The following is a 14,101-nucleotide window of genomic DNA, read 5'->3' on the forward strand; positions in this document are numbered from 1 at the left end:
CGCTCCCTTCCACATGGTGGAAGGTGGGCGTACGCCGTTTTTGCTTTCATCCCGGTACAAAAGGAAATCCTCATGTCTGCTCAAGGAATACTCCCCTCGGGTCATGCCATCGCCGCTCTGCACAGCGGCGGCAAATCGCGTCCCGCCGGCACAGCCCTCAGAGCATTGTTCAAACCCGGTATGGCCCTGCTCGAACGCAGTAGAACCGGTTTCTGGTTACCGCTTGGATTGGCCCTCGGCGCCTGCGGTCTCGTGCTGGCCGAACAACCCACAAGCGCACTGACCCTGATACCTGGCGTCCTTTACCTAGGCTGCGCCTGGCAACTTCGCGAGCGCCATCAACGCCATCTGCAGACATTCTGGGACGCTGAACTGGCACGGCTGCTACACGGCTCCCAGAATGCAGACCCAGCGACGCTACTGGTGGCAGCCAGCATGCAACTGCGCAACAACGAACGCTTGCGCAGCGAGGTACAGTTCGCCAGCCGCGCCCTGGAGCAGATGGCCCAACAGGCCCGCGACCAGGGTGAGGAACAAAGCCAGCGAATCGCCATGATCGCGGCCGCCAGCGAGCAGATCGATCAGACCCTGCACAGCATCGATGCCTTGGCCCAAGGTGCGCTGGCGGCCTTCGCCAACGCCCATGCCCAGAGCGAATCCGGTTGTCTGGAGGCGCGCTCAGTGGGTGGCAGCATGCTCACCATTCAGCACAGCCTGGGCAATACCGCTCACGCCGTGGAAGCATTGCTGCAGCGCACTACCGCAGTGGAAAGCACCGTCACTAGCATCCAGGCACTGGCCAGGCAGACCCAGTTGCTGGCGCTCAATGCCTCCATCGAGGCTGCCCGCGCGGGTGAGCACGGCCGCGGTTTTGCCGTGGTCGCCGATGAGGTCCGCAGCCTGGCCCAGGCCACCGACCGGGCGACCAACGAAATCACCACGGCCGCGACGGCGATCGCCACAGCCGTGCGCCAGGTGGACGGCGAGGTCAAAGAACACCGTGCTTTGCTGGAATCAGGCAGCCAACAGAGCGAGCACCTCGCCGCCAACCTCGACGACCTGGCTCGACGAAGCCAGACCAATCTGCAACACCTCGGCGCCATGCAACTGGCGCTCAGCGAGCACCAGCAAGCCAATCATGCCCTCAGCGAACAGTTGCAACAGGTCAATGGGGCGGTGCAGGAGCAGAGCATGCAAACCCATGCGTTGCATGATCTGACCCGTTATCTCAACCAGCTCACCGTCGGAAGCCGCCCATGAACCTACAACTCGGCGCAACACTCGATGCTGGGCAATCCCGACGAATCCGTCTGCCACAGGTTGACACCGGACTGAAACAGGCTCTCTTGCTGGGCCTCGACCTGCTGCAAGGTCTGCAGCAGCATCGCGGCCTCGGTGGACAGATCACCCGCGAGGCGCAACAGCGTTGCCAGGCACTCGGTCACGCGCTCGACCAGCGCTGGAGGGAGTGGCCGTATTCCGCACAGTGCCAGGCCTGGAACGCACTGCGCCGCGACCCTACGGATTTCGATGGCCATTGCCGGTTGCTGCAAGACCTGCTCGGCGCCATCCAGCACCTCGAACTGCAACGCTGTGCGCTCAATCTTCAGCCCCCGAGCATCGCCGAGCGCTGTTGGGAGCTGGAAGACCTGGGGCGGCTGCGCGGCCTGTCGGTACGCGCCGCCGCCCATCAGCGTTGCCCATTGGAAATGCTTGTGCAATTGCAGTACCTGCATGAGCGCTTGCTCAGGCATGCCCCCCGTTCGCTGCACGACGCTCTCGAACGACTTCAAAGTTGCCTGATCGGTACAAAGACCGTGTCTATCACCCCGGCGGAGTGCTACGCCCTGCTCACCCCTTTGCTCGACGAACGCCTCGACGCTATCCGCCGGGATCTGGACTGAGGCAGATAACCATTCGACTTCGCAGCGGTGCCGAGGACGCGCTGCTGTTACCACGCGGCCGGTATTCACACCCTACCCAGCCGTCATAACCCAACTGATCGATCAACTCGAACAGATACGGGTAATTGACTTCTCCCAGGTCCGGCTCATGTCGATCCGGCACGCCGGCGATCTGGATATGACCGATGCCGTCGAAGTCCCGACGCAGTTTAGTGGCCAGGTCGCCTTCGACGATCTGGCAGTGGTAGCAGTCGAACTGAACCTTCAAGTTACTGGCGCCCACTTCCTTGCAGATGGCTTGGGCCTGATCCTGGCGGTTGAGGAAAAAGCCCGCCCCGCGCATGTCCCTGATGATTAATGTTCCAGGACAGCACTACCGTGCTGCGGGCCAAAAAAAATGGATCTCTTTTCAGGGATCCATTTTTTAATGCGTGGAGCGGGTAGTGATGAAGCAGATATCAGAACCAGGTTTCCATCTGTATGCCGTACTGCCATACACCGCCGGCGTTGAAGTCCGTCTTGCCGAAGTTGTCTGTGGAACTGTATCTGTCCAGGTCCGAAGACCAGTTCATGAGACTTGCGAACACTCGCAATTCGGGGCGTGTGAGAAGGTCTCCGAAGTCAGGCTTGAATGTCGGAGCGACCGTGAATTTCCAGAAGTTACCGTCGACTGCATTACGTTGCATGTAGCCCTTGGGGTCGAGGTCCATGGTTTGCCAGCTCATTTCGTAGGCCATCTCGAAATTGCTGTTGATTTCATTGGCCAACCGCACGTTCAGGGTCATCCAGCGGTAGTCGTCACCCTTGACGTATCTATCCTTGCTTTGTTCAGCCAACAAGCTGGGGCCGATGCGCCAGCCGGGTGCAATGGGTGTCTCGCCATAAAGCGCCAGACGCAGCGCGCGAGCATCATCGATCAGTTCGCCGTCCGAACCGATGTTCTTGACCTCTGCCCCCAGACCTTGCCCATAGAGCAGCGCCGTTTTGAAGAAGCCTTCCCTGCCGAAAAAGTTTTTCTGGTGATTGACCAGCATGCTGTGCAAACCGGAATCCGCAGGCGTCAGGCCCGCTTCATTGGTGCGAGTGCCAAAGTCGTTTTTCTTTGAGCCAATGCCATTGAACATCCACTGCCACTGACCATTATCGAAGAACTGGTTGGAGGTGAGGATGTAGCTTTCCACATCGGCATTGACACCGCCCTCACTGAAATCCCCGTAGTTGCGCCCGATCAAGGAGTAATTCGAGCGCCAGTTCTTGTTCATCTGCACATCGTAGATACCACCCCCGGTGCCGGCCAGAAAGACGACGTCCGAGTCCAGCCAGTGGATATCGAAATTGTCCCTGTCGAATCGCTTGCCTGCCCACAGGGTGGAGTTTTCGAACACTGAGTTGCCCTTGAAGGCGGCGAGATGGTCTAGTTCGGTAAATACCTGACGCACGTTCAGGTTACTTTCGTCGGCCGTCCAGTCATTGGTGCTTTCCACACCATCGGCGATGGACACCGTGAATTTGGAACGGGTGCCGTTCTGCGCATAGATTTCTTTCGACAGGTCTATGCGCATGTAGGTGTCATCTTCGTTGCCGAGTCGCCCGACGGCACCACCGACTGAACCGGCCGGGGTTGTATAAGGGCCACCACGACCACCACCCAGCCCATCGTTGATCAGCAATCCGGAACGGGCGTAGCCTTTGAAGCTGAAGCCGTCGGTCAGGTGTCCGCTACTGTCCTGCTTTTCCATGCTTTGCTGGCGGGCTTCGAGTTTTGCCAGCCGGGTGTCCAAAGCAGGCGCCGACATGGCTGCTGCAGTAGACGCAGCGGGCTGCAAGGCGGGAGTGGCGAGTTTGATCTGCTGCAATTCTCTGGCGAGTGCCTGGGTTTGCTGCTCGGCTGCGGCTGCACGCTTTTCCGCTGCGGCGGCACGGGCTTCGAACGCAGCCATGCGTTGTTCCAGGGTCGCGGCCTGAGAGGTGGCCGCCGAGGTGCCGAGTACGCCTGCGAGTAGCCAGCTTGATGCTTTCTGCATGGGGGATTTCCTGTTTTGTTTTTATTTTTCTGTCCTGCGACCGGCCTTTTTTTTGTGAATTGTTAATTGTCAAAATCCACCAAAAAAAGGATGCCTCATCGCAAATACGCTGCTACATTTGGCGATGTTAACGTTAACTTTTCTAAAAACAAAAATAAAGAGGGCTTTATGAAACAGCTGAAATCTCTCCTTCCAGCAGCACTGCTCACCCTTTGTGCCGGACTTCCATCCCTCTCGAGCGCAGCTGATTTGACAATCTCGTGTGGGGCGGTAGGTGCGGAGTTACAACTCTGCAAAGAGGCTGTCGAGGCGTGGTCGAAACAGACCGGCAACCACGTCGAAGTGGTTTCCACGCCTAACTCGGCGACCGAGCGGTTGTCGTTCTACCAACAGATCCTCAGTGCGCAATCCAGCGACATCGACATCATTCAAATCGATATGGTGTGGCCGGGGATGCTGGCCAAACACCTGATGGATCTGCGCGAGGTGCTTCCCGCCAACGCGACCCAGGGCTACTTCCAGGCACAGGTGGATAACGCCACGGTGAATGGACGGCTGGTGACGATGCCGTGGTTCACCGACTCGGGTCTGCTGTATTACCGCAAGGACTTGCTCGAGAAGTACAATCAGCAGGTTCCCCAGACCTGGGAGGAAATGACCGCTACCGCCAGGAATATTCAACAGGCCGAGCGCACTGCCGGGAATCCCAATGCGTGGGGTTACATCTTTCAAGGGCGCGCCTACGAGGGCCTGACGTGTAATGCGCTGGAGTGGATCAGCAGCCAACCGGAAGGCGGACTGGTCAATCCACGAGGCGACATCGTGGTCAACAGTCAGGCCTCAAGAACGGCTTTGACCCTGGCGAAAAGCTGGGTCGGAGACATCTCCCCGCGTGGCGTGCTCAATTACACCGAGGAAGAAGGCCGTGGCGTATTCCAGTCGGGAAATGCGCTGTTCATGCGTAACTGGCCGTATGTCTGGGCCCTGGTACAAAGCAAGGACAGCGCCGTAAAAGACAAGGTCGGAGTCGCTCCCCTGCCCCGCGGCGGCGAGGCCGGCAGCCATGCATCCACCCTCGGTGGCTGGGGCCTGGCGGTATCGCGTTACAGCGCCCATCCAAAACTTGCCGCAGAGCTGGTGAGTTACCTGACCACTGCCCAAGAGCAAAAACGGCGTGCCCTGATAGGCGCCTATAACCCGGTTATCGAGTCGCTGTATCAAGATCCTGAACTGCTCGCGGCAATGCCTTATTACGCTCAGCTGCACAGCATTCTCAACGATGGGGTGATGCGCCCCGCCTCAATCACTGCCGATCGCTATCCACGGGTCTCCAATGCGTTCTTCGATCGAGTGCATGGCGTGCTGGCGGGCGAGTTGCCTGTCGATCAGGCGCTGGCCGAACTGGAAAGCGAACTCACGCGCATCAAACGCCGGAACTGGTAAGCCACAAGGAAGAAAATCACCATGTCTGTCTCTACTACCCATGTCCCCTGTGACGAGCTTCTGCTCACCAGGGAAACGCCCGTACAACGTCGCCGAGTACGCGCTGCCTGGCTGTTTCTGACGCCGATGCTGTTGTGTCTGGCCCTGGTGGCAGCCTGGCCGCTACTGCGCACATTCTGGTTCAGCCTGACCGACGCCAGTCTGTCGGACACCGGTGGCGGATCCTTCGTCGGCCTGAGCAATTATCTGTTCCACAACGGCTCCAGCTGGTCGGGCATCCTGGTCGATCCGCAATGGTGGAACGCGGTGCGCAACACCTTGCATTTCACCGTGGTGTCGGTGGGACTGGAAGTCGTACTGGGACTGTTGGTGGCGTTGCTGCTCAACATCAAGTTCACCGGCCGTTCCCTCGTGCGTGCGATGATTCTGATTCCCTGGGCGATTCCGACCATTGTCTCGGCAAAGATCTGGTCATGGATGCTTAACGACCAGTTCGGCATCATCAATCACATGATGCTGAGCGTCGGCCTGATTGATGCCCCCCTGGCCTGGACGGCAGATGCTGATCTGTCGATGTGGGCGGTGATCCTCGTCGACGTCTGGAAGACCGTGCCGTTTGTCACGTTGCTGATGCTGGCGGCCTTGCAGATGTTGCCGAGCGATTGCTACGAAGCCGCGAGGGTCGATGGCATTCATCCGCTGAAAGTGTTCTGGCGTGTCACCCTTCCCCTATTGATGCCTGCACTGTTGGTGGCGGCGATCTTCCGCATCCTCGACTCGCTGCGGGTATTCGACGTGATCTATGTGCTGACCTCGAACTCGTCGAGCACCATGAGCATGTCGGTGTATGCCCGTCAGCACCTGGTGGAATTCCAGGACGTCGGTTACGGCAGCGCGGCCTCGACGCTGCTGTTTCTGGTGGTTGCGGTCATCGCCATGCTTTATCTCTACCTCGGACGCCGTCAACTGGAGGTCCGGTCATGAACCTGCGCCTACTGAAAAAAGCACTGTTGCGCCTCGGATTCTGGTGCCTGATCGGGGTATTGCTGCTGTATGCGGTTTTCCCTTTCTACTACGCCATCGTGACTTCACTGAAGCCGTCCAGCGCCTTGTTCGAGGTGAGCTACTGGATCAACAACCCCGACTTCTCCAACTACGCGGCGGTACTCCATCAAGCCTCATTCCTGCGGGCCATCGGTAACTCGCTGGTGGTTGCGCTTAGCGTGGTGACGCTGGCGTTGTTCCTCAGCGTGACCGCCGCCTATGCCTTGGGCCGGGTGAAGTTCCGTGGGCGTGGCACGGTGTTGATGATGGTGCTGGGTGTGTCGATGTTTCCTCAGGTCGCTGTGCTGTCGGGGCTGTTCGAAGTGATCCGCGCCCTGGGTCTGTACAACACATCCTGGGCGTTGATCCTGAGCTACACGATTTTCACCCTGCCCTTCACCGTCTGGGTGCTGACCACGTTCATGGGGCAACTGCCTCATGAACTGGAAGAAGCGGCCATCATGGATGGCGCGTCCCCATGGGTCACGCTGACCCGCGTGCTGTTGCCGCTGCTCTGGCCCGCACTGGTCACCACGGGCTTATTGGCCTTCATCGCCGCATGGAACGAGTTCCTGTTTGCCCTGACCTTCACCCTCACCGACACGCAACGCACGGTACCGGTCGCCATCGCCTTGATTTCCGGCGGGAGTCCTCATGAGCTGCCTTGGGGGCTGTTGATGGCCGCATCGGTGGTGGTCACCGTCCCACTGGTGATTCTGGTGCTGATCTTCCAGCGCCGAATCGTTTCCGGTCTCACTGCCGGCGCGCTAAAGGGTTGATGCCCGACAACTATAAGGAACAGCATCGTGATCAAGTTGAAACTAGACAACGTGAACAAACAATTGGGCGGCGCGCGGATTCTTCGCGACGTCAACCTGGAGATCGCCGCGGGTGAATTCGTGGTGTTCGTTGGCCCTTCGGGCTGCGGAAAGTCGACCCTGCTGCGACTGATCGCCGGGCTGGATTCGATCTGCGGCGGCGACCTGCTGATCGACGGGCGTCGGGTCAACGACCTGGAGCCGCGCGAGCGTGGCGTCGGCATGGTGTTTCAGTCCTATGCCCTGTACCCGCACATGAGCGTCTACGACAACATCAGCTTTGGCCTAAAACTGGCCAAGACTGAAAAGACCAGCCTGCGCGAACGCGTATTGAAAACTGCGCAAATCCTGCAGTTGGACAAGCTGTTGCAACGCAAGCCAAAGGAACTGTCCGGCGGGCAGCGTCAGCGTGTAGCCATGGGCAGAGCCATGGCGCGGGAACCGGACATTTTGTTGTTCGATGAGCCGCTCTCCAACCTGGATGCCTCCTTGCGGGTGCAGATGCGCAACGAAATCGCCCGGCTGCATGCCCGACTGGGCTCGACCATGATCTACGTCACCCACGATCAGGTTGAAGCGATGACCCTGGCCGACAAAATTGTCGTGCTCAATGGCGGTCGCGTAGAACAGGTCGGCTCACCGCGCGAACTCTATGAACGCCCGGCCAGCCGCTTTGTCGCCGGTTTCCTGGGTTCGCCCAGAATGAATTTTCTGCCCGCGCGCCTGCAGACACCAGGTGAAACCAGCCTGGTCGATACCCTCGTATGGGGTCACACGCCCCTGCCCTTCGACAGCTCGAACCTGCCGGCAGGCACGCAGCTGACCCTGGGGATTCGCCCGGAGCACCTGTCGCTCAAGGCGGCGGAGGGAACCGCTGGCATCGTTGTGACCGCGGTCGAATACCTGGGCAGCGAAACCTATGTGCACCTTGAGACAGGTCAGGACGAGCCATTGATCTGTCGTTGTGAAGTCAGCGCCGGATGGAAGGCAGGCGATCGGGTTGAGCTGCAGCTGGACATCGACAACCTGCACCTGTTCAACGCCGACGGCGCGGCCTTGAGCCGTCATCCACATGCCATTGAAACCCTGCCGGATGGCGTTTCTCTACGCCCGGTACGAGCAAGCGCCCTATGACTGTGTCTTTGAATTCCATGAGTGTTCCAATGTCCGCTGCCCTTGATATTGCGCACCATGCGCTGCGTGATGCTCTGTCTCGCGTCATCGATGATTATCGCCCCGGTTATCATCTTGCCCCACCAGCGGGCTGGATGAACGACCCCAACGGGGTGGTGTACTTTCGTGGCGAATACCACGTGTTCTATCAGCACCATCCCTTCGACGCGAAATGGGGCCCGATGTATTGGGGGCATGCCAAGAGTGCCGATCTGGTCCATTGGCAGCATCTGCCCATTGCATTGGCGCCCGGCGACGATTTCGACCGCGACGGTTGTTTTTCCGGTAGCGCGGTGGTGTGTGGCGATACCCTGGCACTGATCTACACCGGGCACACCTGGCTGGGGGACGTGGGTGACGAGCGCTCAATCCGTCAAGTCCAGTGCCTGGCCACCAGCACCGACGGCATCCGGTTCGTCAAGCATGGCGCCGTCATTGAAACCGCGCCGCAAGACACGATCATGCACTTTCGTGACCCCAAGGTGTGGCAAGAGGATGACGGCTGGTACCTGATTGCCGGCGCACGTCTGGGCGATGTGCCGTTGCTCCCGCTGTACCGTTCCACGGATCTGCACACCTGGGAATTCCTCGACTATGTGTCCAGCGGCAGCGAGGGCGATGGTTACATGTGGGAGTGCCCGGATCTGTTTCGCCTGAACGGACGCGATGTGCTGCTCTACTCCCCTCAAGGCATGCAACCCGAGGGTTACGAACGGCTGAACAAGTACCAGACCGGTTATCGAGTGGGCCAACTCGACAGCGAATGGCACTTCACCGGCGGGCCTTTTATCGAGCTGGATAACGGCCACGATTTCTATGCCGCGCAAACGCTCCTAGCCGCCGACGGTCGGCGCCTTGTGTGGGCGTGGCTCGACATGTGGGAAAGCCCGATGCCGAGCCAGGCCCATCACTGGTGCGGCATGCTCGGTTTACCGCGCGAACTTGAACTGCACGCCGATCGCCTTTGCGTATATCCGGCACAGGAGCTCACCGCTCTGCGCAAGGCGCCATTGCCGGGCACGCCTTGGTGGGATGAATCGGGAACCCTGTGCGTGCCGCAAGTGAATGGCGACATGCTCGAAATCCATGTGCATCTGGATTTGCTCGGTTGCACCGATGGCCACCTCGGAATCGCCTTGCGTTGCAGCGACGATGACCATGAAGAAACCCTGCTTTACTACGATGCATTGCTGCGGCGTCTGGTGCTGGATCGCAGCCGCTCGGGTGCGCAAGTCACCGGTCAGCGCAGCGTGTCGATAGACCCGACACAAGAGCGACTGGAATTGCGCGTGTTTCTCGATCGCTCGTCCATTGAGGTGTTCGACGAAAACGGCCGCTTCAGCCTCAGCAGTCGCCTTTATCCGCGGCCCGACAGTCTGGGGGTCAAGCTGTTTGCCAGCGGAAGTGGCGGGCGTGTCTCGATTCCCAAGGCATGGTCTCTCGACTCTGGATGGTTATGAGCGGCGGATGGCTATGAGCGGCGTCATTCGAGTCGCGAGAAACCGGGCCCCTGTGTCATGATCCTGCGTCAACCTGACCGGCCTCGCCTCGCATGACTTCAGTGAAAGACGTTGCACAGCTGGCCGGCGTGTCCTTGATGACGGTTTCTCGAGCGCTCAACAATCCGGAAAAACTGAGCCCCGAAACCCTTCAGCGGGTGCGTCGCGCCATTGACGAACTGCAATTCGTACCGAGCCTGTCGGCGCGCAAGATGCGCGGCGACAACCTCCAGTCGCGCACCATCGGTGTGTTCGCACTGGACACCGCGACCACACCGTTCGCCGTCGAGTTGCTGCTGTCCATCGAACAGACCGCGCAGCAGGCGGGCTGGAATGTGTTCATCCTTAACCTGTTGAGCAACCCGCCCACCGACCAGAACATCGACCTGATGTTGTCGCACCGTCCCGACGGGTTGATCTTCAGTGCCATGGGTTTTCGCCAGGTGTGCATTCCCGAGCGCTTGAAGAGCAAACCGCTGGTACTCGCCAATTGCCTGGCGGATGACAGTCGCCTGGTCAGTTATGTGCCAGACGACGAAACGGGGCAGTATCGCGCCGTACATCACGCGTTGAGCCAGGGCTATCGGCGCCCTCTGTGTATCAATCTGCCAAAACAGAGTCTGGCCTGGGACCTGCGACAAAAAGGCTTGCTGCGTGCCTGTCAGGCATTTGGCCTTGCGCCTGACGCACTCCTGCAATACGACCTTTCCGATCATGACGCCTATGGTGAAACCGCAGCCATCCTCGACCGGCACATCATTGAAGGTCGTCCCCAGTTTGACATTCTGATCTGTGGCAACGACCGCATTGCCTTTTGTGCTTATCAGCTGTTGTTGGGCCGTGGCCTGAAAATCCCCGACGATGTCGCCGTGCTTGGTTACGACAACATGATCGGCATCGCCGAACTGTTCATCCCGCCGCTGACCACCGTGCAATTGCCGTACTACGAGATCGGTCGCAATGCGGCCCTGCACCTGATCGAGGCCCTCGAGGAATCGGGAGCTCAGCCAGTCGATTGTCCATTGGTGGTCAGGGCGTCGCTATGAAGCGATTGACGCATTCCATTCGTAACCTGAGGCGCTTACGCTCTGGAGGCAACGCGGTAATGGGCAATCCCCTTGCCCTTTACCAAATCGCGCGCCAATTCAGATTCAATAAAACACTTTAAAAACAATAGATTGAAGTCATCGAGTGGATTATTGGACAGAAGGCTATATTTTTGACTAGTGACATTTGACAGGCCGTCTGGAGTGGTCGATACCTAAGTGGGTCGACGTACAACAAAAGATCTAACTCTATTAATAGATATACGCTACCTCCTGCGTTTAAGTTCACGATCGAAAGTGCTTGTTTTTCAAAGGACCGTGCGTTCGGACCCTGCGGTAGCTTTGGCCATCGCAAAAGAACACCCTTCCTCTGATGACACGACGATATCACTTATAGCGTTAAGTAACGCTTACACTTTCTATCAAGAGTTTTGATTGAGCGCAGTCCCGGCAAGAGAATCTTCCCGCACCAGGCAGCGCATACGCCAGATTATTGACTCAACCTTTATTGTCATCGTTACTTGTGCATTACATGCTTCATTATTGATACACCTGTTCCAGTGACTTAACACCTTCGCGATGCCACATTCTCTATAGAGTTCATTGGAAGCGCAGTGGCATTGCTGAAGCGCGAACAGGCATGCTTAACCAATATTTCGGAGCTTGCCAGAATGCTGACGAGTACCCAAGGTTCCAACTGGTATCTTTTGCAGTGCAAGCCGCGTCAGGACGAACGGGCACAAATCAATTTATTGCGACAAAACTACGTCATATTTTGCCCGCAAATCATTAGCGAGCGCCTGATTCATGGCAAACCCCATCAATCGCTTGAGTCTCTGTTCCCCGGGTATCTTTTCATTCAACTGAGCCGTGACGACAAATGGGCGCCGTTGCGTTCTACCCGTGGGGTCAGCCGCATCGTCGATTTCAATCATGGCCCGGCAACGGTCCCGGACGACGTCATCGAGCATCTGCGTATCCGGTGTTTCAAACCACCAGAATTGCACACACCCCAACTGTTCAAGCCTGGGGAAACGCTGCAAATAACCCGAGGACCATTATCGACACTTGAAGGTATTTTCCTGAGCATGTTAGGTGACGAACGCGTCATGATTCTTCTTCACTTCTTGAATAGAGAACATCAAGTTCGTATTCCATTGACTGACATTGGACGACTACGACCGCAGCTATAAACTTAATCTTTACTCTTCTGCAGCGGCGCACTTTACAACCAAACAGGCAAATTTCTCATCCGTTAAACTTTCATTTACACCCAACCTGTTATTGCCAGCTGCCTTCTTGATTTCCTGCCATTTGGCAGGCAACTACTTAAACTTACAACCTTCACCCAATAAAACAATACTGATAGCGCCGCGTATTACACCGAGCACATTGACCACTATTTTTCCGGTCTATAGTCATTGAACTCACCCCCAGGAGCAATAATATGACTCTCAAGACCCGTGGCCCTTTCGCACTGTTCATGATCTATTTGTGTCCCGGAACAGCCTGGAGTCTTGATCCCCAGTCCATTAATATTTATGGGTTCGACTTCACTCCTACCCTGCTGTTTTCAGAAAGTTATGATGATAATTTCCGCGAACTGGAGCGGGCGCAGTCTTCCGTGGTGACAAAAGTAGCGCCCACTTTCGAACTCAAGGCGGAAGACCGCAACAGTGCCACCCGACTTATCTGGCAGCCTACCCGGTACATTTATCATGACGATTCGGATGCCTCGAATACGGCACAACGCATGCGCCTGAACAGCATCATGGAATTCACCGATCGCCATCGACTGAAACTTGAAGCGGAAGCACGTAAATACGAGCGTACGACGTCGACCGCAGTCGATGGCATCAATGACAAGATTCGCAGTAACCGCGTCAATGGTCTCTATACCTACGGCGCCAGGAGCGCTGCCAATCAGATCGATCTGGGCGCCAGTTACGCTCAACTTCGCTACGACAATTCAGGCGGCATCAACGACGACAAAGAGCGCGATACCACTGGCCTGACCAGCACCTGGTACCACCGCATCGGCAGCAACACACGTGGATTGCTGGAATACGACCATACCGACTTTGATTACCGGTCCAACAACCGTCTCAACAGCACATCCGATGCGGTCCTCGCCGGTGCCGAATGGGATTTCACCGCACGCACCTCCGGCAAAGTCCGTGTGGGTTATGAGCGCAAGAACTTCGATGACAGCAGTGTCGATGACCTCAGTAACCCGACCTGGCGGGTGGATCTGCGATGGAAACCACGAACCTATTCGACCTTCTCGTTTGTTGCCCGCCAAGCCATGGCCGAGGGCGACGACGGTGCTGATGCCGTCAAAACCACCTCGGCCCTGGTCGGCTGGCGTCATGGCTGGACCGAACGCATCACCACGGTGGCCGAAGTCGGGCTGGCCCGCTATGAGTACGAAGGGCAGGAGCGCACCGATGACCTTCGTGACTACAACCTCGCCGTGGAATACGCAATGCGCCGCTGGCTGGATATCGAGCTGGCCTATCGCTACCGCAACGATGACTCCGATACGGACAATCAGAGTTTTGAACGCAACATCTTCCTGCTCAGCTTCAACGTAAGTCTCTAAGAGGTTTTCCCCATGAACTCGCTAATGCTTGGCTTGTTGTTCGTGCCGTGGCTGTTGCCCGTGACTTTTGCAGCAGACACCGGTGCCCAGTACAAACTGGCAGCCGGCGATGTATTGCGCATCACCGTGTTCGGTGAGCGGGATCTGAGCTTCGAGAAAATCCGCCTCAACGATGCCGGAATGTTTTCCTATCCATTTCTGGGTGATATTGCCGCCAAGGGGCTCACCCCCAATCAGGTGGAAAAGATCATCGTCGACGGGCTAAAGCAAGGGTACCTGGTCGACCCCAAGGTCAGCCTCAACCTGATTGCCTACCGCTCGTTCTACATCAATGGAGAGGTACAGAAACCCGGCAGCTATCCGTTCGAACCCGGGCTGACACTGGAGAAAGCCATCGCCCTGGGCGGCGGCCTGACCGAGCGAGCCTCGATCAAGCGGGTGACCATCGTGCGCGGCGATGGCTCCCCACCGCTGACCGACACGGTCACTCGCAGCACCGCCATCGCCCCCGGTGACACCATTTCCATTGCACAAGGCTTTTTCTAATC

12 protein-coding genes and 1 pseudogene are annotated in these 14,101 nt (G+C 57.6%); 11 read left to right on the forward strand and 2 right to left on the reverse strand.

The annotated features are described in order from the left end of the window. The first annotated feature begins 693 nt into the window (after window positions 1–693). Window positions 694–1,260 carry a methyl-accepting chemotaxis protein gene (locus KGB18_RS30050; RefSeq protein ID WP_411736818.1) on the forward strand — a complete coding sequence of 189 codons (567 nt, stop codon included), beginning with the start codon at window positions 694–696 and terminating at the stop codon, window positions 1,258–1,260. Continuing rightward, a complete protein-coding gene (locus tag KGB18_RS12400; RefSeq protein ID WP_223569996.1) occupies window positions 1,257–1,904 on the forward strand; it encodes a hypothetical protein in 648 nt (215 codons plus the stop codon). The genes KGB18_RS30050 and KGB18_RS12400 overlap by 4 nt, the downstream gene beginning before the upstream one ends. On the opposite strand, the pseudogene KGB18_RS12405 reads toward KGB18_RS12400, so the two are convergent. Together KGB18_RS12405 and KGB18_RS12410 are read right to left on the reverse strand one after the other, a co-directional pair. Further along, a pseudogene (locus KGB18_RS12405) lies at window positions 1,882–2,253 on the reverse strand (TIM barrel protein); the annotation flags it as partial. The gene KGB18_RS12400 and the pseudogene KGB18_RS12405 overlap by 23 nt on opposite strands. Before the next feature lie 109 nt (window positions 2,254–2,362). Then, entirely contained in the window at window positions 2,363–3,928 is a 1,566-nt protein-coding gene (locus KGB18_RS12410) for a carbohydrate porin (protein ID WP_123721787.1), read from the reverse strand. 168 nt (window positions 3,929–4,096) lie between these two features. On the opposite strand from KGB18_RS12410, the gene KGB18_RS12415 reads away from it, so the two are divergent. From KGB18_RS12415 to KGB18_RS12455, 9 genes are all read left to right on the forward strand, one after another. Beyond that, window positions 4,097–5,371 carry an ABC transporter substrate-binding protein gene (locus KGB18_RS12415; protein ID WP_123721786.1) on the forward strand — a complete coding sequence of 425 codons (1,275 nt, stop codon included), beginning with the start codon at window positions 4,097–4,099 and terminating at the stop codon, window positions 5,369–5,371. Window positions 5,372–5,392: 21 nt separating this feature from the next. Next, the gene (locus KGB18_RS12420; protein WP_052963821.1) at window positions 5,393–6,355 is read left to right on the forward strand and encodes a carbohydrate ABC transporter permease; all 963 of its coding nucleotides are present in this window, start codon (window positions 5,393–5,395) and stop codon (window positions 6,353–6,355) included. Beyond that, a complete protein-coding gene (locus KGB18_RS12425; protein WP_123721785.1) occupies window positions 6,352–7,194 on the forward strand; it encodes a carbohydrate ABC transporter permease in 843 nt (280 codons plus the stop codon). The genes KGB18_RS12420 and KGB18_RS12425 overlap by 4 nt, the downstream gene beginning before the upstream one ends. Before the next feature lie 27 nt (window positions 7,195–7,221). After that, window positions 7,222–8,367, forward strand: coding sequence for an ABC transporter ATP-binding protein (locus KGB18_RS12430; RefSeq protein WP_123721784.1), 1,146 nt, complete (start codon window positions 7,222–7,224; stop codon window positions 8,365–8,367). Beyond that, the gene (locus KGB18_RS12435; protein ID WP_223569997.1) at window positions 8,364–9,866 is read left to right on the forward strand and encodes a glycoside hydrolase family 32 protein; all 1,503 of its coding nucleotides are present in this window, start codon (window positions 8,364–8,366) and stop codon (window positions 9,864–9,866) included. The genes KGB18_RS12430 and KGB18_RS12435 overlap by 4 nt, the downstream gene beginning before the upstream one ends. Before the next feature lie 92 nt (window positions 9,867–9,958). Continuing rightward, window positions 9,959–10,951, forward strand: coding sequence for a LacI family DNA-binding transcriptional regulator (locus KGB18_RS12440; protein ID WP_123721782.1), 993 nt, complete (start codon window positions 9,959–9,961; stop codon window positions 10,949–10,951). 671 nt (window positions 10,952–11,622) lie between these two features. Continuing rightward, a complete protein-coding gene (gene rfaH, locus KGB18_RS12445) occupies window positions 11,623–12,144 on the forward strand; it encodes a transcription/translation regulatory transformer protein RfaH (protein WP_123721781.1) in 522 nt (173 codons plus the stop codon). Between the two features lie 254 nt (window positions 12,145–12,398). Further along, window positions 12,399–13,553, forward strand: coding sequence for an outer membrane beta-barrel protein (locus tag KGB18_RS12450; protein ID WP_123721780.1), 1,155 nt, complete (start codon window positions 12,399–12,401; stop codon window positions 13,551–13,553). 12 nt (window positions 13,554–13,565) lie between these two features. Continuing rightward, a complete protein-coding gene (locus KGB18_RS12455; RefSeq protein ID WP_223569998.1) occupies window positions 13,566–14,099 on the forward strand; it encodes a polysaccharide biosynthesis/export family protein in 534 nt (177 codons plus the stop codon). Window positions 14,100–14,101 lie beyond the last annotated feature (2 nt).

It is taken from the genome of Pseudomonas sp. BF-R-26 (assembly GCF_019947395.1).
Taxonomy (GTDB): domain Bacteria; phylum Pseudomonadota; class Gammaproteobacteria; order Pseudomonadales; family Pseudomonadaceae; genus Aquipseudomonas; species Aquipseudomonas farris.